The following is a 19,808-nucleotide window of genomic DNA, read 5'->3' as shown; positions in this document are numbered from 1 at the left end:
AGGCTGGCAGACTATGGAGCACGATCACCATCACGCGGCGCCCGACATTCCGGCGGGGGCGAATACCGCAAAGGACCCGGTCTGCGGGATGACGGTCGCGGTCAAGCCGGACGGGCGTCACGCCGAGTTCCAGGGAGAGACCTTTCATTTCTGTTCGGAGAAATGCCAGTCGAAGTTCAAGGCGGATCCGTGGTTCTACGCCTCGGGCCGGGCCGCCGGACAGAAGAAGGCTGCTCCGGCCAACGTCCAGTACACCTGTCCGATGCATCCCGAGATCGTCCGCGATGCGCCGGGGTCCTGCCCGATCTGCGGCATGGCGCTGGAACCGATGGTGCCGTCGGATGAGCCCAGCGAGGAGCTGACCGACTTCACGCGTCGGATGTGGATTTCGGCGGCGGCGGCGGTGCCGCTCATCATCCTGACGATGGGTGAACTGGTCGCGCTGCCAGTGCGCGACTGGATCGGGCATCAGACCGCAAGTTATCTCGAGTTCGTGCTGGCAACGCCGATCATCCTCTGGGCCGCCTTGCCTTTCTTCCGGCGCGGCTGGGACTCCATTGTGAACCGCAGCCCAAACATGTGGACGCTGATCAGCATCGGCGTGGCGGCGGCCTACCTTTACTCGCTCGTCGCGACGTTCCTGCCGGGGGTGTTTCCGGAACAGTACCGGATGGGCCACGGCGTCGGCACCTATTTCGAGGCGGCGGTGGTGATCGTCGCGTTGGTCTTCGTGGGCCAGGTGCTGGAACTCCGAGCGCGAGAACGCACCGGGGATGCGATCCGCGCGCTTCTGGATCTGGCGCCGAAGACCGCGCGGCGCATCCTGCCGGACGGCACTGAATACGATGCGCCGCTGGAGAACATCATGGAGGGCGACCGGCTGCGGGTCCGTCCCGGCGACGCCATTCCGGTCGACGGCACGGTGATCGAGGGCCGCTCGTCGCTGGACGAAAGCATGCTGACCGGCGAGTCAATGCCGGTGGAAAAGGGGCCGGGGGATGAGGTGACGGGCGCCACGATCAACAAGAACGGCTCTCTGGTCATGGAGGCAGGCAAGGTCGGGTCCGATACCGTGCTGGCGCAGATCGTGGCGATGGTGTCGAACGCGCGGCGGTCCCGCGCGCCGATCCAGGGGCTGGCCGACCGGGTGTCGGCGATATTCGTGCCGACGGTGGTGGTCATCGCCATCGTCGCCTTCGTGGTCTGGCTGATCTTCGGCCCGGAGCCCGCGCTGGTCTTCGCAATCGCCTCGGCCGTGTCGGTCCTCATCATCGCCTGCCCCTGCGCGCTGGGGCTGGCGACACCGATCTCCATCACCACGGCGGCGGGGCGCGGCGCACAGGCGGGCGTGCTGATCAAGGACGCCGAGGCGCTGGAGCGAATGGCAGGAGTCGATACGCTCATCGTCGACAAGACCGGCACGCTGACCATGGGCAAGCCGAAGCTGACCGATACGGTTGCGCTCGGGGACGTCACCGAGACCGACCTGTTGTCGCTGGCCGCAGCGCTGGAGCGTGGCTCGGAACACCCGCTGGCTGAGGCGATTGTCGAGGGAGCCGAGGCGCAGGGTGCGCCGCGTCAGGAGGCCACGGACTTCGACGCCGTCACTGGCAAGGGCGTACAGGGCCGGGTCGGTGGGCGCGCGGTGGCGCTAGGCAACGCGGCGATGATGCGGGAGATGGGGCTCGACACCGCGCAGGCCGAGTCAAAGGCCGACACCCTGCGCGCCGAGGGCAAGACGGCGATGTTCGTCGCGCTTGACGGCGCGCTCGTCGGCATCGTGGCGGTCGCCGACCCGATCAAGGAGAGTACCGCGCAGGCCATTCGGGAACTTCATGCCCAAGGGCTAAGGGTGATCATGGCCACGGGCGACAACGAGCGCACGGCACAGGCGGTGGCGGGCAAGCTTGACATCGACGAGGTCCGCGCGGGCATCCTGCCCGAGGCCAAGAAGGACCTGATCGACCAGTTGCGCCGCGACGGCCACAAGATCGCCATGGCGGGCGACGGGGTGAACGACGCCCCCGCGCTCGCCGCCGCCGATGTCGGCATCGCCATGGGCACCGGGGCCGATGTTGCGATGGAAAGCGCAGGCATCACCCTGCTGGGCGGCGACCTGATGGGCATCGTGCGGGCGCGCAAGCTCGCCCGCGCCACCCTGCGGAACATCAAGCAGAACCTGTTCTTCGCCTTCGCCTACAACGCGCTTGGCGTCCCCATCGCCGCCGGGCTGCTTTACCCTGTCACCGGACTTCTGCTCTCGCCGATGATCGCGGCGGCGGCGATGAGCCTGTCGTCGGTCTCGGTGATCACCAACGCCCTGCGGCTCAGGCGGGTCGACCTCTGATCTGCCAGCCCACACATCCAACCTCGAAAGGAACATCAGATGACCCAAGACATGTTTTCCCGCCGCACGCTCCTGATCGGCGGAGCTGCACTGGTGGCTGCATCGCCCCTGAGGGCTCTTGCGCAAGGCGCCGGACCGGCGATCCACGTGATGAAGGACCCCAACTGCGGCTGCTGCTCGGCCTGGATCGAGATCCTCGAGAACGACGGCTTCTCCGTCACGACCGAGGCGAGCGCCGGGACGCTTCTGATGCGTTACAAGCTGGACAACGGAATCCCGCAGGAGATGGCCTCCTGCCATACAGGCCGCATCGAAGGCTACATGATCGAGGGCCACGTCCCCGCTGCCGATATCTGGCGCCTTCTGGAAGAGCGTCCGGACGCAGTCGGCCTCGCAGTGCCCGGCATGCCCTACGGCTCGCCCGGAATGGGACCGGAAAGCGAGCGAGAGGCCTTTGACGTGTTTCTGATCCGAGGCGACGGATCGACCGAGGTCTTCACCAGCTATGCTTCTGCCTGACCTTGAGGCTGCAATTCGGTTCTTGATCAGGGGCGAGAAGATATACGCGCCTGATCCCGCATAACAGCGTAGTCCGCCAGCATCTCCGCGACCGCCGACCCCTCCGGCAGCAGGGCCAGTTCCTCGGCCGCCCGCGCCTGGAGATCCCGGCTGTACTCGACGACGGGCGGACACGCCCCGAGGCTGCCGACGTCAGAAGCGCCCGTCGCGCAGCTGCTCAGCCAGATCGTCGCGAGAACGAGGGCGACGCGTCGCGGCCTCGAGCATCTTGCGTTGGACATCATTGGCCTTCTCCGTAGTCTCAAGGCGTTCGACGAGGCGTCCCGCTCGCTCGCCGAACCGCCGAAGCGCGAGCACGAACAGCACCACGGCGAGGATGATGGCCCCGTAGCGCAGCGCCGCCTGCACCCACGGGCGGGCCGCGATCCCGGTGAGGAGCCCGGCGATCACCGCCGGCCCCGCTTCCAGTCATCGAGGCGAGCATAGATGGTGACCGCGATGCCTCCGAGCGCCACAAGGATGAACACCCAGCGCAGGGTGTCGAGATACGGCACAAGCGGCAGGATGGCGGATTGGGTCTCTGCCAGGACGCTCTGCGCGACCTCGACCCCGGCTGCGCCCAGCGTCGCCACGCCAGCCGCCCCGCCACCCTTCATCGTGCGGCTGTCGGCCAGCGCCTCGCGCGCGGGCGGCGTCTCGGCTGCAAATGCGGTCGCACGGACCGGAAACCGCTCGCCCCACTGTCGCGCGGGACCGAGGTCGACATGGATGAACCCCGATCGCGGGTAGAAGCCGAAGCCGAGGAACCCGACCTCGCGCGCCGCCGCCTCGAAGGCCACTGGATCGTGGTTCGCCATGGCGATGTCGAAGGCGGCTCCGTCGAGATGCTTCGACCGGGTCGCGCCGCCGACGGCGCGGTTGTGCTCGGGGCTGCGATAGGCCGAGCGGACGATGAGCGGCTTGCCCAGCCGGTCGCGCAGCGCCTGCAGCCTGTCGAGCGCAGGTTCGTTGATGAGCAGCTTGCCGGTGCCCCGGCAGGCGATCTCTGCCGGGCTGAAATTCGGCCAGCGCCAGACGCTGTCCGGCACGTCGCGCCAATGGCGGTGGAAGGTCGTGGTCATGGGGTCCTCCAAACGAAAAAACTCGCCTCAGGGGCGGGGTACGGGTGGGCAGGTGAACTGGGTCGGTGCGCGGCTACGGGCTGCCGCCGAAGATCTTCAGCTTGATGGCGATGCCTGCGAGCAGCGCCAGCATGACGCCGGTGGTGATCATACGGACGGCGGTCTGCATCGCGGTGCGGCGGACCAGCCGGATGCAGTCCACCAGGGAGCGCAGATCGCGGATGTCGAGCGCGGCCTCGTCGCCGTCGAGGCCGACATCGGCCAGCGCGCGCTTCGCGCCTTCCTCGGCCGCCCGGGTCAGGATCGCCTCGAACTCGGCGTCGGGCATTCGCACGAAGCCCTCGGATCGGGGTGGGTTCATCGGATCCTCCGTCTGCCGCTCAGCCGACCTTGCAGCCCCAGAAGGACGTGTGATCGGCGGCGAAGTACCCGTCCGCGACCCGGAAATACCCCTGCAGCTCGACGGTATCGCCTGCCGTCAGCGGCACCATGGTCTGCAGCCAGATCGCGGTAGCGAGCGAGACGTGGGTGGCGGAGATTTCCCCGAGGGAGCCGCGGATTTCGGTCGTGCCGTTCAGCACGAGCCGTCCGCGCATGCGGGCCGTGGCGCTGGCGTTGATCTTGTAGAGCAGCGTCGCGCCGAAGAGGTAGGTGCCGTCCACCGGCGCCACGAAGTGGTTGTTCGCGGCGTCGAACGCCCCCTGGTCGTTGTGGTCGGTGTTGTTGAGGCCGATCTTCGTCCAGGTCCCGACGCCGACGTAATTGTCGTAGTTGGTGTAAGCCTTGAACCGGGGCAGACGGGGCTGGTCGACGATGCCGTTGGCGTTGTCGACGCTGAGCCCGTCGAAGAAAGTGCTGCCGTCGGCCGAGACGGCGAGCCGGAACCTGTCCGAGCCGAACAGGCCAACCAGCGCCTTGGTGACGAAGCCGGTCTGGAGGGTCAGACCGAGATCGTCGCCGGCCGCTTCCTTGTTCATGGTATAGAACAGATCGCCGGTGCCGCCCTCGGCGACGGTCTTCGCCGTCCAGAGCGCGGTGTTCAGCTTGGCCGAGAATGGGTTCGACGCATCCGCCGTCGTCCCCAGCCCCAAGAGCGCGAGGTTCTGCAGCGCGTCCGGCGTTGTCCCGATCCAGCCTGCGCCGTCATAGACCAGCAGCAGACCCTCGTCTTCGACCCAAGCCCGCCACCCGGTCCGTGGCGGAAGGCGCAGCCAGGCCCCATCGGTCCAGAGAGCAACGCTCAGGTCCCAGCCCGCCCAGTCGCCCGTGGCGCCTGAGCCGACGATATAGCGGTCGCCGTCGTCGGGGTTTACGGGCGGCGCGGTCAGGTCCCGGTCGAGCACCGAGAGCTGCACGAGCCCGTCGAGGATCCGCAGCGCCTCGTTATGGGTGATATGCTTCTGGGCCTGCGCCGCCAGGATGTAGGGCAGCAGGAGATGGGTCGTGGCATCGGACATGGGTTGGCTTTCAGAGTATCAGCGTGACGGTCTTGGGCGCGCTCCGCCCGACGAGGGCGGAGAGCTGGAAGATGCGGATGTCGAGCGTGTCACCGGGGCCGAGCGGCGCGCCCCAGTCGGCGGTCTGCTGGGCCGAGGTGTAGACGGCGCTGGTGGTGGCAGTGCTCAGCACGCGCTTCACGGTTGCGCCGTCGAGGACCTCCACCTCGTAGGCTTCCAGTTCCTCCGCCAGCGGCACCTCCAGCCCGCCCCAGCTGTCGGCGGAAAGCGCGCGCGATCGGCGTGTCCAGCGGATGGTGAGATCGCCGGGCGTACGCGGCGTGCGCCACGGCTGCTCGACATGGGCGATGGAGAACGGCCGCAGCCCGATGCCTTCGGGCGTGAAGGCCTGCGCAACATAGGTCTCGTCGCTGACCGAACGGCTCGCTGGGCCGATGCGCCAGTTCCACGGGATCCCAAGGTCGGCCTCGGCGACTGGTAGTGACGCGAGTGCAGTGTCGAGCACCACGACTCGCGCGCCGGCGGGCGCCGGGTTGCCTATGGCGCCCTCGGTCCCGCGCTGTCCGCGCAGGAGCCGTGTCAGCCGATATCGACCGGGCGCCAACAATTCAGCCGCGCCCGCCTGCACGATTTCCCACACGCCGGGCGCGCTCTCGATGGCGAGCGCATTGGTGCCGCCGAAGAGCGTCAGGTCCGTGACGCTCTCCAGCGTGCCGGTCAGCAGATCGACCACCAGCGCATTGCCGAGGTCGAAGCGCGAGGTGGGGCCCGCGTAGAAGTCCGAGACCAGCGTGCCGATCCGCCCCCGCGTGCCGAAGCTGGTGAGCAGTTCGAAGCCGTCGGTCGATGGGCTGCGGAACACCGCCATCTCTCCCGGCCAGGGAATTGCGTGCGCCGCGACAAACGGTCGATGCGCGGGCTGGTCCTCGGTCAGCTGCGGCAGGTCCATCAGCACCGCGTCCGGCGCGCCGAACACCACGGCCCGCGTCAGCGATGCCGCACGCGGATCGCCGGGCGGCAGGTCGTAGGTCGCCCGGTCCTGGCGGACCGCCTCGATGCCGCGCGCCTCGGCGTCGGCGATGGAGACGAGCCGCAGATCGACCAGCCGCCCGTCATGCGCGAGCCGGATCGCATCGGCCGGATCGAACGCGAGGCGCGAGGGTGGCAAACGGAACGCCGCCGTCTCGCGGCCCACCCACGCCTCCATCAGCGCGCGGCGGCAGCGCCTCTCGGCCTCCTCGGGCGGCACCGCCATTGGAAAGGACTCGGACGCGATCCGGGTCGTGTCCACGGTGATGCGCCGGGCCTCGACGAGGGCCGCGTCGTAATCCTCGTCGGCGCGGGCGACCTGCCATTTCAGGGCCTGCGGCAGTTCGGTCTCCTGGCCGCGCGTCAGTTCCAGCACATCGCCCTCGCGGGTGGCCACCAGATCATCGGGACCGAGCGTGGCGACGGAAGCCCGGCCGCGCATCACGAACCGGATCACGCCCTCGGTCTCGACCGCGTCGAAGCCGAAATGCCGCGACAGCGTGGTGATCGAGGCGCGCGGGCTTTCCAGCGCGGTGATGGCGTAGCCCTCGACCGCACCCCAGAGGCCGGTGACGTCGATCCGGTCCTCGGGCAGCCCCGCGCGCAGGCAGAGATGCCGCACGAGGGCCGCCAGCGACACCGCGCCGAGACGCCCGGTCAGCCAGTGCCCGAGCCGCCAGTTCGCCCCGTCCGTCCAGACATCGGTCAGCGCAGGGAAGAAGGGATAGGGCCGCGCGTCCCATGTCCAGGCGGCGCATTCCGGCACATGCACCATCCGGCCGCCGTAGACCGAGGACGCCGGGTTGTTCGCGGCATCGCCCCACCAGAGATACGTCGCCTCCAGATAGGCGCGCTGAATGGCGTCATCGCGCCAGCCCCGCGAGAAATGCGGCGTGAAGCTCTCCGACGACTTCGGGTCGAAGAAGACGTTGGGCTGGTTCGTGCCCCGGTCGATGGCCGGGCAGCCGAGCTCGGTGAACCAGATCGGCTTCGACTCCGGCGCCCATGCCGTCGGCGTGCCGCTCTCCACCCCACCGGGGCGGTCGTAATGCGGGTTCGACCACCAGGCGCGCAGATCCTTGTAGCGGAACACCCACGGCTTGGCCGCCGCGCCGTCCGTGATCGGGGTCCGCACCTGCGCGGTGCGATCGGCGGTGCTGGCGTAGAACCAGTCGAAGCCTTCGCCGCCCGCGATGTTCCCCTGCAGATAGGTCCGGTCGTAGATCGCGGGCCAGCCCTCGGCCGCATCGAGGTGCTCGAAGCCGTCGCGCCAGTCCGACAGCGGCATGTAGTTGTCGATCCCGACGAAATCGATCTCCGGATCGGCCCAGAGCGGATCGAGGTGGAAGAACACGTCGCCGCTGCCGTCGCCCGGCTGGTGCCCAAAATACTCCGACCAGTCGGCCGCATAGCCGATCTTCGTCCCGGACCCGAGGATCGAGCGCACATCCGCGAGGAGGTCCCGGTAGGCCAGCACCGCCGGATAGCTGCTGGCGCTCGAGCGGATCGTCGTCAGCCCCGGCATCTCGGTGCCGATCAGGAATGCGTCGACCCCGCCCGCCGCCGCGCAGAGATGGGCGTAGTGCAGCACCATGCGGCGCAGGCCCCAGTCGCCCGATGGCCCGGTCCAGGAGACCGACTGACCCGAGACGCTGAAGCTGGCGGGCGTCGCCGCGCCGAACAGCGCCGCGACCTGACTTTCGGCCGTTGCGGTCTTGTCCACGGTCCCGGCGAAACCTGCTGCTGGAGAACAGGTGATCCGGCCCCTCCAGGGAAAGGCAGGCTGGCCCGATGCGGCGGCATTGTCGGAATACGGGTTGGGCAGCGTGTTGCCCGGCGGCACGTCCATTAGGATGAACGGGTAGAAAGTGACGCGCAGCCCCCGCGCCTTCATCTCCTGGATCGCCTGCACCACGGCGAAGTCGGACGGCGTGCCGCCATAGACCGGACGATCCTGATCGTCGCGGCTGACGAGGAAGGCGCCGGCCCGGCTGACGCCGTTGACCGACCAGCTGGCAGGCGTGGTCGACTTGGCCGACACCTCGACGCCCGGCCGCACCTTGCAGGATCCTGCGCGCAGGTCGTCGCCGAACCAGGCCACGACGAGGCTGACGCTTTCGACCGCCGGGGCCATGGCCTGCAGCCGGTCGAGCGCCTCCACCATGTCGGTGGAGTCGGCCAGAGCGTTCAGGTTCTCGGGCACCGTCGCGCCGCCATCGGTCTTCCGGATCGCCTGCGTGGCGTAGGTGAACTCGCCCGAGGCGGGGATCATGGTGACGGCCTGCGTCAGTCCCTCGGCGGTGTCGGGATCGGCGAGCGGCCGGAAGACCTCGAAGGAGAGTTGCGGCAGGCGGTTGCCATAGGTCGAGAGCGCCAGCTCCTCGAAGACCACATAGGCGGTGCCGCGATAGGCGGGCGTGCTGGCCGCGCCCATCTTCGCGGCGACGAACGGATCGGCGGTCTGGGCCTCGTCGCCGGGATACCAGCGCCAGGTGACGCCGGAGAGGTCCATCGGCTTGCCGTCGGCCCAGACGCGCCCGATGCCGGTGATCGGTCCCTCGCAGAGCGCCACGGCGAAGCTGGCGTAGTAGAGATACTCGGTCGTCTTGACCTTGCCGCCCCCGCCGCCCTTGCCGCCGCCCTGCGTGGTGGTCCTGGTCTCCTCGCGGAAATCGGTCGCCCAGATGATGTTGCCGCCCATGCGCATGCGCCCGTAGAGCCGCGGGATGACTGCGCCTTCGGTGGCCGAGGTAATGCGCAGCGTGTCGAGCCGCGCGCCCTCGATGCGCTGCGTCGGCGCCAGCGACGAGATGATCCAGCTGTCGACGACCGATCCGATGCTGGAGCCGATGAACCCGCCGATGGTCGCGGCGCTGACGCCGAGGATCGCGCCGCCGATCGAACCGCCAATGGCTGCGCCAGCCGCGCCGAGAACGAGGGTAGCCATTTCTGGGTCTCAGCGTTGGGGAAAGAGGAAGGCGAAGGCGATGCGCCGCCGCCAGGATGGGGTAAGCGGTTCCTCGATCACTCCGAGGCGTTCATAGGCGTGGAGGAAGGTGTCGGGTCCGGTCAGGATCCCGACATGCTTGGCGATGGCGCGGGGCTTCATGCGGAAGAGGACCAGCACGCCGGGACCGGCCTCGGCGGGCCGCACCTCGGTCATCATGCGCCGCGCGCCCTCGGCCAGAACCTCGCGCGGGCCGGTCTCACCCCAGTCGCGGCTGTAGGGCGGGATCGGGAATGGCTCGGGACCGACGACCTCGCGCCAGACGCCCCGGGCGAGTCCAAGGCAGTCGCAGCCGACGCCGCGCATGCTGGCCTGATCGTGGTACGGCGTGCCGAGCCAGGACCGTGCGATGGCGATGACGCGGGTGGGATCGGCGGAGGTCACAGCACGGACCCCTCGTGCCCGCCATCCTTGGTGGCATAGCGCAGAACCGCATCCTGACCGGGGATGTGCGGGAAGCCCCGGAAGTTGGCGGTATTTGCGAACTTGGCGCCGCAGGTTTCCATCCGCTTGTCGCAGCCTGCACGGATGATGAAAGCATCGCTCTCGGCGATGCCGCGTACCGGCGCTTCAAGCAGCGTCAGCACCGCAATGTCGTCGGTGACATCATGGCTCAGCACCTCGGTGCGCCGCCCTACGTTCGCGCCGCTCGTCCACTCCAGCGTGCCGAAGGTGAACCAGCCGGAGGTGAAGCCGCCGAGACCCGAGGCGGTGAACGCCCGGTCCCGCAGGAGATCGATCACAGCGCCTGTGCCCTTGACGGCCGGGTCCTCCAGATCGACGCCGCAGCGCGCATCGCCGAGCACAGCATCACACGTCGCCTGAAACGTACGCCCCACGGTCTGGCCCAAGACATGGGCGAGCGAGCGCACCTCGGCGACGAAAGCCAGCTGCCCGCGCCGGATCTGACCGATGGCCCCACGCCGCATCAGCACGCGCTGGCTTGTGTCCGCCCAGTTCACCCGCCAGACCTCGACCTCGGCGTTGTCCCAGCGCCCGTCGAGAATATCGGTCTCGGTGATGCGGTCGGAGGTCAGCACGCCCTCGGCATCCTGCGCATCGACCGACAGGTCCGAGCCGGAGCGGACCTCGGAGGCGGTCAGCCCGCTCTCGGGCTCAAAGTCTGTGCCGTCGAAGCTCAGCGTCCGGTCATGGTCGGTGAAGCCGAAGGTGACGCCGTCGGCCCGCGTGATCCGCCAGCACCAGGCGAGCGTGGTCGTGCCCTCGTCGAGATGGGCCTGCAAGGTAGGAGCGAAGGTCTTCATCGGCGCAGTTCCAGAAGAGGAATGGAAGTGATCGAGCCGAGCCGCTCGAGGTCGAGCGTCACGTCGAGCACGTCGGTGTCGAAGCGGACGGGCACGTCGAACTCGAAGCCCGCAGTGATCGCGACGCCAGCGCCCGGCGCGGCGCTGAAAGTGACGACGCCGGTCGCGGTATCGACCGACCAGCCGGAGGGCTGCTCGACGCCCGACAGCGCGATGCGGACGCTGCTTGCCACCGGCTTGGCGATGGCGCGCGTCCAGGATTGCGCACCGGAGGCGTAGTGCTTGACCAGCTGGAAAGTTGTTGTCGCGCCGTCGCCGGTGCCGATCGCCTGGTCGGTCGGCGACGGCGTGCCTGACGGCAGACAGGACTTGTGGTCGCCCCAGTCCTTGAAGCGGAACCCATGCAGCCGCCCGTTCCGTGCCTCGAAGAAGGCGACTACCGCCGCCAGATCGTCGGCGCGCCGGATCCCGTAGGCGACGTCGTAGCGGCGGCGCGAGTTGGCCCAGCTGGCGTTGCGCTCCTCGTCGCCCGAGGCCAGTTCCACGATCTGTGTGCGGCGTTCCGGCCCACCCCGCGCGCCCCGGCTGATGTTGTCTGGAAACCGGACCTCGTGAAACGCCATCACATGCCCCTCCGCCCGAGCGACACGGCGCGGGCGATGTCCGCCGCGACCTGCGTGCGGGACTGCCGGAAGCTCTCGGCGTCACGCGCCATGATGGTGACGTTGACCCCGCCGCCCGCGCCGTAGCTCTGGGCCTCGCGACGCGACAGCACCCGCTCGCCCCGCTGCAGGATCGCGGGCACCTCGTCATGCCGAAGCCCGGCCATGCCGCCGCCATGCATCCGCGGCGCGGCAGCGAAAGCCATGGCGGGCACCATGCGCGAGGGCCCCGCGGCCCCGACCATTCCGCCCGCATGCAGGATGTTGGCGAAAATCCCGCCAGCCCCGGAGAAGACGCCGGAGAGCGCGTTTGCGATCGGCCCGAGGATGAACCGCCGCGCCGCCAGCTGGGCGAGATCGGCCAACAGCGAGGTGACCAGACCGCGGAAGTCCAGCTTGCCGGTCTTGACGAACTCGCCGACGGCGTTCTCAGCCGACTGAAATGCACCAACCAGCGCCTGGCCGATATCACCGCCGATATCGCGGGCCTTGCTGGCATAGTCGGAAAGTGCAGCGGTGACCGCCTGCCAGCCGGTGACGGCGGCTTCGGTATTGGGTTCGGCGGCGGCCGCTGCAGCCCCGGCCGCTGCGCCCGCACCGGCAGCGGCGCGTCCAGCATCACCTAGGGCTGTCTCAAAGCGGTCAGCTGCGTTGGTCGCCTCGGTCAGCGCGTCCGCGCCACCTTCATCGCTGCCCCGCACCGCATCGCGCAACGCCTGCCAACTGGCGAGCGGCGCGCGTGCCCCCTCGGCCAGATCGCGCGCGGCACCACGATAGGTATTTGCGGTGGCAAGCGCAGTATTGGCCGCTTGGGTGAGCCCGAGATCGGGTGCGGCGAGCGGGTTGTCCTCGAAAGCCCGGTCAAAGGCAGTCTGAGCTGCGGTCGTCGCGGCCGTCGCGGCACCCTCGAAGCGGTTCTCGATCTGACCCAACTCAAGATCGGGGATGATCGAGATGCGCCGCTCGGACCCAAGCGCCTCCAGCCCCTGGTTGATCCCGCCGATGAACGTGTTGATCCGGGAAACAACGCCGTTCAGCATCGCTTCCACGCCATCGATCAGGCTGTTGGCCGCCTGAAACGCCAGATCGCCGATGGCGGCTGGCAGCATGCCCCAGATTGCCTTGATCGCCTCATATGCCCCCTCAAACGTGTTCGCGGCAGTGTTGCCAAAAGACACCACGCTCTCGATGGCGCTCTGCATTCCGGAGGCAGCATCGGCCTTCAGATCGAAGAACATCGCCGTGGCCGCAGCCCCCGCCGCAGCGGCACCCATCTTGATCCGCTCCCAGACCTCGACCGCGAGGTCATTCAGGAGCGACATTGCTTCTCCGAAACCGCCCGCGGCCGACACGAGGCGGGTGAACTGATAAACAAGCTCGCCTGCGCCAACGATCAGCGCCCCGATGCCGGTGCGGATCAGTGCGCCGCGCAGCAAAACCAGCGCGGTCGCGAGCCCACGGACCGACAGCGCTGCGGCTGCCATACCGGCGACCCAACGCCCTGCAAGAAAAGCCACAAACGTGGCGGCATAGCTGGTCAGACGGCCGATGTTGTCGAAAAGGCCTCGGATCGCGATGCCGAGTGGCCCGGTGCGGCTGGCCACGGCCCCCATGGCATTCGCAACCGCTTCCAGCGCGGGTGCCGCAGCGACCGCCAGCTGGTTCGACAGCCCGCGCCAGATCAGCCCCAGCCTTGAGATGGCGTCGTTCGTCCGCTCGATCTGGTCGGCATCCTGCTCCGACACGACGACGCCGAAGGCCAGAACATCCTCTGTCGCCTGGCGCAGCGTCGCGGTGTCGATCCGCGACATGGCGATGGAGCCTTCCTCGCCGAAGAGCTGGCCCGCGACCGCCGCGCGTTCTGCGGCGGGCACGAAGTTTTCGATGGCGGCGTTGATCGCCCCCACTCGCTGATCCAGCGGCAGGGCGATCAACTCGTTGGCGGAAAGGCCCAGCCGGTCCAGCGCGTCGGCGGCAGGACCGGTCCCGGCCGCCGCCTGGCTGAGACGGCGCGTCAGGTCCTTCGTCGCCTGTTCGATGCCGGACATCGACACGCCCGCCAACTCGCCCGCGCGTTCCAGTGTCTGGATCGAGGCGACTGTTGTGCCGAGCGACTGCGCGAGCTTGGCCTGCGCATCCACCGTCTGCAGGCCGGAGCGCACCATCGCAACGCCAGCAGCCGCAGCGGCGGCCACTGCGGCAGCGGCAGCCACTCCGACACGGCGGGAAAACGCCGCGAGCCGGGTGTTGGCCGCCTCCATCTCCCGGCTGAGCCGCCCGAACCCGCGCGCCCCGGCTTCACCGACACCTTCCAGCTCGGCGCGCACATGTCGACCGCCCACGGCCGCCAGGCGGACGGAGACGCGTTTCTCAGCCATTGGAATGATCCATCTGTTCGTTGAGTTTGGCCACCATCACCGCCTCGATCACGGGCAGCAGTTCGGCCATGGCGAGGGGCGGCACGCCAAGCGCGTCACCGAGCACCAGCGCCGCTGACAGGTCCCAACCGATCACCGCGCACGGGAGCACGCGGAGCTGGCCACCGAGACGGCCGACCAGGTCCCAGACTTGCCAACCCTCCGGAGTTTCCGGACGGTTCAGCCGCGCCGGGCAGTCCGGGCAGGCTTTCGGGCAGGCCTGGCAGTATCGCTCGCCCCCGCCGAAGGACCATTCGGCGAGAGCGCGGAGGCGTTTTTTTCCTGTTCCAGCAGCAGGCCTTTGGAGACGTAGGTCAGCTGGAACGCCTCGAAGATCGGCCAGACGTCGAGCAGCGCGTCGATGGCCTCGGAGTTGGGATCGATCGGCTTGCCGTCGGCATCGCCGATGCCCTCCCATGAAAGTACCGCGCGCCGGGCCAGCGCCTTGGCGAAGGCGACAGCGCGTTCCTCGTCCGAGGCCTCCTCGGGCACCGCCTCGACGGCGGGATCACTCCGCGTCGCGACCATCAGGGCGGTCGTCAGCGGGCGCAGCTGCGCCCGGACGCCGGGGGCGAGATCGTGCCAGCGCGGCGCGTTGGTCAGGTCGAGCGTCAGCATCAGTAACTCTCCACGTCGTTCACGAGGGTGGCGGTGCACATCCGGCCGACGATGCTGTCGCGCGCGGCCTGCCAGTCGAAGGTGGCCTGCACGCCCTGTGGCCCCGAAATCTCGATCCGCGGGCGCGGCAGGTAGACGGCGTGCACGGTGAAGGTGAAGCTCTCGCCGGTGGGCAGGACGTAGGCGAACTCCATCTCGCAGGCCTCGCCGTTGATGGCCTGCGTCACCAGCGTCTGGTCGGCGAAGCGCACCTCGATCCGGCCGGTGAGCGCGGCGATGGACGGGTCGGCGCCGTCGATGCGGCCGTCCGAGCGGATGGTCTCGATCCGGTCGAGGTTGTTGGCATAGGTGATCTCGGCCGAGACGACGTTGCCGAGCGCCGTGCCATTGCGCGTGATCGCCCCGTTGAAATGGCCGAAGCGCTTCAGCTCCAGCGCGGCGGGCGTCCCGGCGCTGGTCGTGGTGCCGACCGTCTCGCCCTGCGCCACCAGCCGCGCGGTCGCGGTCAACAGGCCCGAGCGCTGCATCTGCCAAGTGATCTGGTCGAGCACGCAGCCGGAATACATCGCGTAACGCGGCACCTCGGGCATGCCGGTCTCGATCGACATGCTGGGCAGTGTCCAGGACCCGGACTGGAACTCGTGGCTGTAGGGGGCCTCCGCGCCCGTGGTCGTGGGTGTCCCGAAGGCCGCCTTCAGCCAGAAGCCAAGTGCCTCGGCGTCGAGCGGCACGACGACATCGCCATCGGCCGTAACCGCGTCCTTGATCGGCGCCAGCGGATCGCGGCCGTAGCCGAGTAGCTCCGAGTTCAGCAGCGGCTGCTCCGCGCCAAGCGAAGTGCTGGCGAAAGGCATGCGGGTGAAGCCGCTGGCGGGCGGCGTTCCATAGGTCGTCTCGAACGCAAGCGCCATCAGCGCCCGCGCCCCCTGGGCTCGTGCCATGGTGTTCTCCTTTCTTTGCCTCGCTGGGCGGATCACAAAAAGCGGCGTTGCTGCCGAGTTACGCTAGGCTTAGGCTGCACCCAACGGGCTGAGAGCAGAGCTGCTATGGATTTCAAGGACCTATTGCGCCTTCAAGGATACGACCCAGACCTCAGAGAGCGCATTGTCCTGCTGCGCCACCGCCCCTTCGAGACCCGACTTGCCCGCGCGATGCCGTGGATTATCGAAGAACGCCCGGACCTTTTCGAAGTCTACCAGTCCGTCCCCGGCCGACCAAAAGCCGCCTTGCGTCGGGCCGAATTCGCGGCGAGCTTCCTGGGACTCTCGCCCGGCAAAGCGCACTTCGTCGGGCTTTATCGCATCGGCGAGGCGCGCTCGCTCGACCATGATGCCTTCTGGCGCATACCGGAGAACCTTACCCTCAGGGAAATGGGATACGAGGGTTTCACAGCCGATCACGCAGACCGGGTGGGAGCCGAGCTTCAGTTCGACTTGGAGCGCCTTCCTTTCTACAGCAACTGGCGCGGTCGGCTGGTCATCGATTTTCCGCCGCCGGAGCGCTCATGGTTCCGGTGGGTGGACCGCGGGATCTTTCCTGTCAGCGCGATCCTCGAGGAAAGCGCTTTCGCAGCCCCGCCGCCTGACTGGCGCGAGATCGATCTCACCTTCGCGGAACTCTTGGCGCTACCGGCGTCTTGGCGGGCGCGGCTGGCTGAATGGCGCGGGATCTACCTCATTTTCGATGAAAGCGATCGTCGGGCCTATGTCGGCTCCGCCTGCGGTCGCGAAAACATTTACGGTCGGTGGCAGGTCTACGCCCGCGATGGTCACGGTGGAAACCGCGAACTGCGCGGCCGCGACCCTCACAATTATCGGTTCAGCATACTCGAACGCCTTGCGCCAGACCTGCCAGCTGAAGATGTCATCGCTCGCGAGAACAGCTGGAAGCTGCGGCTCCATTCGCGGCAACCGTTAGGTCTCAACGCCAACTGAGTCACCCACCAAGAGGATCGTCCGTCGAATAGTGCAAGACGACTTGGATCACGGCGGCCTTTAAGCTGGCCGCGCCCTCGATCGGCAGGTCCACGGGGCGCGGCGCTTCCGCCTCGACCCAGTCGCAGAGGCCGCCCAGCGCGCGGTCGGCGGTGAGCGCTGCGCCGATGCTGGCGGTCAGCGTGTCGAAAGCGGTGTCACGGTCGGCGCCTTGGACCACCGCCTCTATCTCGGCGCGGTGCTGGTAGTGGTAGCGCAGTGGCGACAGCGTCACCTCGGGTTCACCGGGCTCACCGTCTCGGAGGATCAGCAGCCCCTCGGTCGGGACACGCTCGGGCAGCACCTCACCGCGCAGGGCGGTGGCGGCCAGCGCCGAGAGCCGCGCGTGCAGTGCGGCGAGGATGGTTTCGCGGGGGCTGGGCATTTCTTTTCACGCTACCGTGCAGTTGCAGAAAGGGTCCGGAATGAGCCTATTGTCACGGATGCTGCACAGTGCGCAGGTGGCTGGCAATCGCCAGAAACCGACACTGGCAGAAGTGAGGACGGCCCTTGGCTGCCTCGTGGAAAGCTGCGTCAAGCTGCCCAAGATTACGAGGCGGGGCGCGATCAGACGCCCCGCACGATGGCTTTAGCCGATCGCGGCGGCGACCGCCGTGGCAAGCGACGTGGTCGGGCGGCCGATCAGGGTCGATAGCTGCGTTCCGTCGTCGAACAGCACCCCCTTGGAGGCCTCGACATCACAATGGGCGAGGAACCCTGCCAGTTCGGTAGGCAGGCCCGCGCTGGTCAGCGCAGCGGCATAGTCAGCCTCGGGCATATCGACGTAAGGGATGTCCTTGCCCGCCTGCGCGGATAGTGTGGCCGCCAGATCGGCGAGGGTGAAGCTTTCATCGCCGGAAAGTTCATAGGTTTTGCCCTGAAGGCCTGTGTCCAGCAGCACGGCGGCGGCGGCCTCGGCATAGTCCTGCCGCGTAGCCGACGAGATCCGGCCATCCTTGGCCGCGCCGATCAGGGCGTTGTGTTCCAGCGCCGCAGGCAGGCCCATGGCGTAGTTCTCTGTATACCAGCCGTTGCGCAGCACGGTATGGCCGATGCCGGAAGCGGCCAACAGTTTTTCCGTCTCAACGTGCTCCGGGGCAAGGCCGAGCGTGCTGGAGGGTGCTTTCAGCAGGCTGGTGTAGACGATATGCTGAACCCCGGCGGCCTTCGCGGCTTCGATCACGGCGGCATGTTGCGATACGCGGCGACCGATGTCGCTGCCCGAGATCAGCAGCAGCGTGTCGATACCGTCGAGCGCCGCCGGGAGGGTTTCGGGGGCGTCATAGTCGAAGATACGCGCCGGAACACCCAAATCCGCGGCCTTGTCGATGTTGCGGGCCAGCGCGACGATGCCGCCCGGCGCATTCTTGGTTTTCAGGGTGTTGATGACGAGGCGGCCAAGCTGGCCAGTTGCGCCGGTGATTGCAATGGTCATGGTGCATCTCTTTGCTTCTGGTTGCGATAGCGGAGAGTTAGACCCTTTACTTATGAAAAGTAAGTACATACATTTTTGTTAGCTTGAATTTTCCGAGGTCCCCATGCCAAAACTCAGTGACGCCGTCCGGTCGGGCAAGCTGGTGGGCAACCTGCAAGCGCAGGAATGCCCATCGCGCGATATCCTCAAACATGTCACCGGTCGCTGGGCCGTCTTGACACTGATCGCCCTTCAGGGGCGGACGATCCGCTTTGCCGCGCTCAGGCGGACGATCGGCGGGGTAAGTGACCGGATGCTGACGCAGACGCTTCAGACGCTGGAGGCGGACGGCTTCGTGCATCGGCAGGCCTTCCCGGTTGTACCGCCGCATGTGGAATACAGCCTGACCCCTATGGGCGAAGAGGTCGCGCAACACGTGCGCGTGCTCGCCGACTGGATCGAAGACAACACCAGCACTATCCTGTCGACGCGGAAAGAGATCGCGGCGGAGTAAAAAGCCGCTATTGAGCTCAAACGTTCTACAATCACATATGCCGCGAATGAGGGCTTGTCGCCCATAGTGATTTTCGGGGCGGTCGCGAGGCACACAGAGCGACCGTTCAGGTCATGTATTCCAATGGCGGGTTTGTCCGCACAGCGGCCTTCAACCTGTTCGCCCCTCCACCCAGTTCGCCACGATCAGCCCCGGCACGCTGTCCAACGCCCGGTCCGCATCCCGCGCCAGATCCAGCCGCTTCGGCAGCTTGACCTGCGGCACGAGCAGGAAGATCGGCGCGGTGACCTTGCCGCGCCCGGTCTTGGAGCGGGACACAACGGCCTGGCCCTTCGTGTTCAGCCGTCCCTCCGCCACAAGCAGGCTCGGGCCGGTGCGGCGATAGACGAAGCGCAAGCGCAACCCGCGGCGGCGCTCCCATTCGCCGGGCGTGATCCTGCCGCCTCGGAGGGACTTGCCTGCGGCAGGCAGCGGGATCGCCAGCCAGAACCCATCCTTCGAGCGGATCAGAGGACCAGTGTCGTGCGCACCGACGATGACCGGGGCTTTGGACCAGACCAGCGCCGCTGCATCAAGGCTCTCGCCTGCGCGCGGGAAGGTCTGGTTGCGGATCGAGTTGGCGAGCCGTCGCCCGAGACCCGCGCCAGTGACCTGGGTCCGCCACGAAGACTTCAACCCGGTACCGGCCTCGCGCATGGCGGCCGTGACGGCCTTCTCGCCCGCGTTCACCTCTGCGGCCATGGCAGCGACGAGATCGGGGGTGATGTCGAGCTTGAGTTTCACGCGTGCCTCAGATCTACGGTCCAGACCAGCCGCTCGCGGTCGCGGACGGGCTCGCCTTGAATGAGAAAGGCCTCCCCGTCGATTTCCAAGCGGTCGCCCGGGCGCGGTGCCGGAACCTCCGCGACGCGCAGATCGATCCGGGTCGTTTCCGACCAAAGCCGGGCGTCGCCAAAGTCGGTGATTGCATCAGCCTGCCGCGAGACGATGCGCACCAGAACGGGCGCACCACCATCGGAGGTGTAGACCGCCTCTTGCCCGATATTGGGATCCGCGAACAGCGCATCAACGACGGCGGTAAATGCCGTCATCAGAAACTCGCGTTCAGGCGCACCCGGCCGATAAGGTCGCCCGCGCCGCCTGCAACCGCTTCGGTGGCCACTCCGATCAGCGTATTCGCCGTGGCGGTCTTGGTGGCTTCCTTATTGGTATTGTCCCAATAGACCTTGTCACCGGCAGACCAGGCTTGGGACGCGACCTTCTTCAGGTCAAAGATGCCAACGAGCGAAGCCTCGACCGTTTCGGCGTTGGCGGCATCCCCGGCGGCCACGCCGAAAATGGAGCCAACAAGCAGGCCATCGCCGGAGGTCACGGCATAGGGCGCGGTCAGAGTGATGGTGTTTCCGGGCTGGACGTAGTTTTTCATGGTGGGATCCTTTGCAAACAAGAACGGGCGGCCCGATTG

The 19,808-nt window shown here is 67.6% G+C and carries 21 protein-coding genes; 4 read left to right on the top strand and 17 right to left on the bottom strand.

The features are described 5' to 3' along the window. Positions 1-13: 13 nt before the first annotated feature. Positions 14-2,347, top strand: coding sequence for a heavy metal translocating P-type ATPase (locus tag ACK6D9_RS17595; RefSeq protein ID WP_412049503.1), 2,334 nt, complete (start codon positions 14-16; stop codon positions 2,345-2,347). A 39-nt stretch (positions 2,348-2,386) separates the two neighbouring features. Beyond that, the gene (locus tag ACK6D9_RS17590) at positions 2,387-2,866 is read left to right on the top strand and encodes a DUF411 domain-containing protein (RefSeq protein ID WP_412049502.1); all 480 of its coding nucleotides are present in this window, start codon (positions 2,387-2,389) and stop codon (positions 2,864-2,866) included. Positions 2,867-3,058: 192 nt separating this feature from the next. On the opposite strand, the gene ACK6D9_RS17585 is transcribed toward ACK6D9_RS17590, so the two are convergent. The 12 genes from ACK6D9_RS17585 to ACK6D9_RS17530 form a co-directional block, all read right to left on the bottom strand. Continuing rightward, positions 3,059-3,316 (bottom strand): hypothetical protein, encoded by a 258-nt coding sequence (locus ACK6D9_RS17585; protein WP_140197613.1) that lies wholly within the window; start codon positions 3,314-3,316, stop codon positions 3,059-3,061. Beyond that, positions 3,313-3,987 (bottom strand): YcbK family protein, encoded by a 675-nt coding sequence (locus ACK6D9_RS17580; RefSeq protein ID WP_412049501.1) that lies wholly within the window; start codon positions 3,985-3,987, stop codon positions 3,313-3,315. Before ACK6D9_RS17580 ends, ACK6D9_RS17585 begins: the two co-directional genes overlap by 4 nt. Before the next feature lie 73 nt (positions 3,988-4,060). Then, the gene (locus ACK6D9_RS17575) at positions 4,061-4,348 is read right to left on the bottom strand and encodes a DUF6127 family protein (protein WP_036708271.1); all 288 of its coding nucleotides are present in this window, start codon (positions 4,346-4,348) and stop codon (positions 4,061-4,063) included. A gap of 19 nt (positions 4,349-4,367) precedes the next feature. After that, positions 4,368-5,444 (bottom strand): DUF2793 domain-containing protein, encoded by a 1,077-nt coding sequence (locus tag ACK6D9_RS17570; RefSeq protein ID WP_412049500.1) that lies wholly within the window; start codon positions 5,442-5,444, stop codon positions 4,368-4,370. A gap of 10 nt (positions 5,445-5,454) precedes the next feature. Continuing rightward, complete coding sequence (locus ACK6D9_RS17565; protein WP_412049499.1) at positions 5,455-9,420, bottom strand: glycoside hydrolase TIM-barrel-like domain-containing protein; 3,966 nt, start codon at positions 9,418-9,420, stop codon at positions 5,455-5,457. 9 nt (positions 9,421-9,429) lie between these two features. Next, positions 9,430-9,864 carry an NlpC/P60 family protein gene (locus ACK6D9_RS17560; RefSeq protein WP_412049498.1) on the bottom strand — a complete coding sequence of 145 codons (435 nt, stop codon included), beginning with the start codon at positions 9,862-9,864 and terminating at the stop codon, positions 9,430-9,432. Further along, entirely contained in the window at positions 9,861-10,745 is an 885-nt protein-coding gene (locus ACK6D9_RS17555; protein WP_412049497.1) for a DUF2163 domain-containing protein, read from the bottom strand. The genes ACK6D9_RS17560 and ACK6D9_RS17555 overlap by 4 nt, the downstream gene beginning before the upstream one ends. After that, positions 10,742-11,368: a TIGR02217 family protein gene (locus ACK6D9_RS17550; protein WP_412049496.1), complete on the bottom strand. Its 627-nt coding sequence runs from the start codon at positions 11,366-11,368 to the stop codon at positions 10,742-10,744. Before ACK6D9_RS17550 ends, ACK6D9_RS17555 begins: the two co-directional genes overlap by 4 nt. After that, on the bottom strand, positions 11,368-13,785 hold the full coding sequence (locus tag ACK6D9_RS17545) for a phage tail tape measure C-terminal domain-containing protein (RefSeq protein ID WP_412049495.1): 2,418 nt from the start codon (positions 13,783-13,785) through the stop codon (positions 11,368-11,370). Before ACK6D9_RS17545 ends, ACK6D9_RS17550 begins: the two co-directional genes overlap by 1 nt. Beyond that, a complete protein-coding gene (locus ACK6D9_RS17540) occupies positions 13,778-13,921 on the bottom strand; it encodes a hypothetical protein (protein ID WP_412049494.1) in 144 nt (47 codons plus the stop codon). The genes ACK6D9_RS17545 and ACK6D9_RS17540 overlap by 8 nt, the downstream gene beginning before the upstream one ends. Before the next feature lie 83 nt (positions 13,922-14,004). Continuing rightward, entirely contained in the window at positions 14,005-14,442 is a 438-nt protein-coding gene (locus tag ACK6D9_RS17535) for a hypothetical protein (RefSeq protein ID WP_412049493.1), read from the bottom strand. Further along, complete coding sequence (locus ACK6D9_RS17530) at positions 14,442-15,383, bottom strand: phage tail tube protein (RefSeq protein WP_412049492.1); 942 nt, start codon at positions 15,381-15,383, stop codon at positions 14,442-14,444. The genes ACK6D9_RS17535 and ACK6D9_RS17530 overlap by 1 nt, the downstream gene beginning before the upstream one ends. Positions 15,384-15,488: 105 nt before the next feature. On the opposite strand from ACK6D9_RS17530, the gene ACK6D9_RS17525 reads away from it, so the two are divergent. After that, positions 15,489-16,376: a GIY-YIG nuclease family protein gene (locus ACK6D9_RS17525; protein WP_412049491.1), complete on the top strand. Its 888-nt coding sequence runs from the start codon at positions 15,489-15,491 to the stop codon at positions 16,374-16,376. Between the two features lies 1 nt (position 16,377). Here ACK6D9_RS17525 and ACK6D9_RS17520 read toward each other — a convergent pair whose 3' ends face one another. Together ACK6D9_RS17520 and ACK6D9_RS17515 are read right to left on the bottom strand one after the other, a co-directional pair. Continuing rightward, entirely contained in the window at positions 16,378-16,800 is a 423-nt protein-coding gene (locus ACK6D9_RS17520; protein ID WP_412049490.1) for a hypothetical protein, read from the bottom strand. Between the two features lie 204 nt (positions 16,801-17,004). Continuing rightward, positions 17,005-17,850, bottom strand: coding sequence for an SDR family oxidoreductase (locus tag ACK6D9_RS17515; RefSeq protein WP_067626519.1), 846 nt, complete (start codon positions 17,848-17,850; stop codon positions 17,005-17,007). 103 nt (positions 17,851-17,953) lie between these two features. Here ACK6D9_RS17515 and ACK6D9_RS17510 point away from each other — a divergent pair, with 103 nt between their 5' ends. After that, positions 17,954-18,343 (top strand): winged helix-turn-helix transcriptional regulator, encoded by a 390-nt coding sequence (locus ACK6D9_RS17510; RefSeq protein WP_067626520.1) that lies wholly within the window; start codon positions 17,954-17,956, stop codon positions 18,341-18,343. Between the two features lie 150 nt (positions 18,344-18,493). On the opposite strand, the gene ACK6D9_RS17505 is transcribed toward ACK6D9_RS17510, so the two are convergent. Genes ACK6D9_RS17505 through ACK6D9_RS17495 form a run of 3 tightly spaced genes read right to left on the bottom strand, consistent with a single transcriptional unit; the run spans position 18,494 to position 19,769 of the window. Next, on the bottom strand, positions 18,494-19,126 hold the full coding sequence (locus ACK6D9_RS17505) for a DUF6441 family protein (RefSeq protein ID WP_412049489.1): 633 nt from the start codon (positions 19,124-19,126) through the stop codon (positions 18,494-18,496). Then, positions 19,123-19,434: a hypothetical protein gene (locus tag ACK6D9_RS17500; RefSeq protein ID WP_412049488.1), complete on the bottom strand. Its 312-nt coding sequence runs from the start codon at positions 19,432-19,434 to the stop codon at positions 19,123-19,125. Before ACK6D9_RS17500 ends, ACK6D9_RS17505 begins: the two co-directional genes overlap by 4 nt. Next, a complete protein-coding gene (locus ACK6D9_RS17495) occupies positions 19,434-19,769 on the bottom strand; it encodes a DUF2190 family protein (protein ID WP_412049487.1) in 336 nt (111 codons plus the stop codon). Before ACK6D9_RS17495 ends, ACK6D9_RS17500 begins: the two co-directional genes overlap by 1 nt. Positions 19,770-19,808: the final 39 nt, after the last annotated feature.

The sequence above is a fragment of the Hoeflea sp. Naph1 genome, from assembly GCF_046837775.1.
GTDB lineage: Bacteria > Pseudomonadota > Alphaproteobacteria > Rhizobiales > Rhizobiaceae > Hoeflea.
Note: the sequence above shows the minus strand (reverse complement) of the source record. Positions and strands in the feature narration are given on the sequence as shown.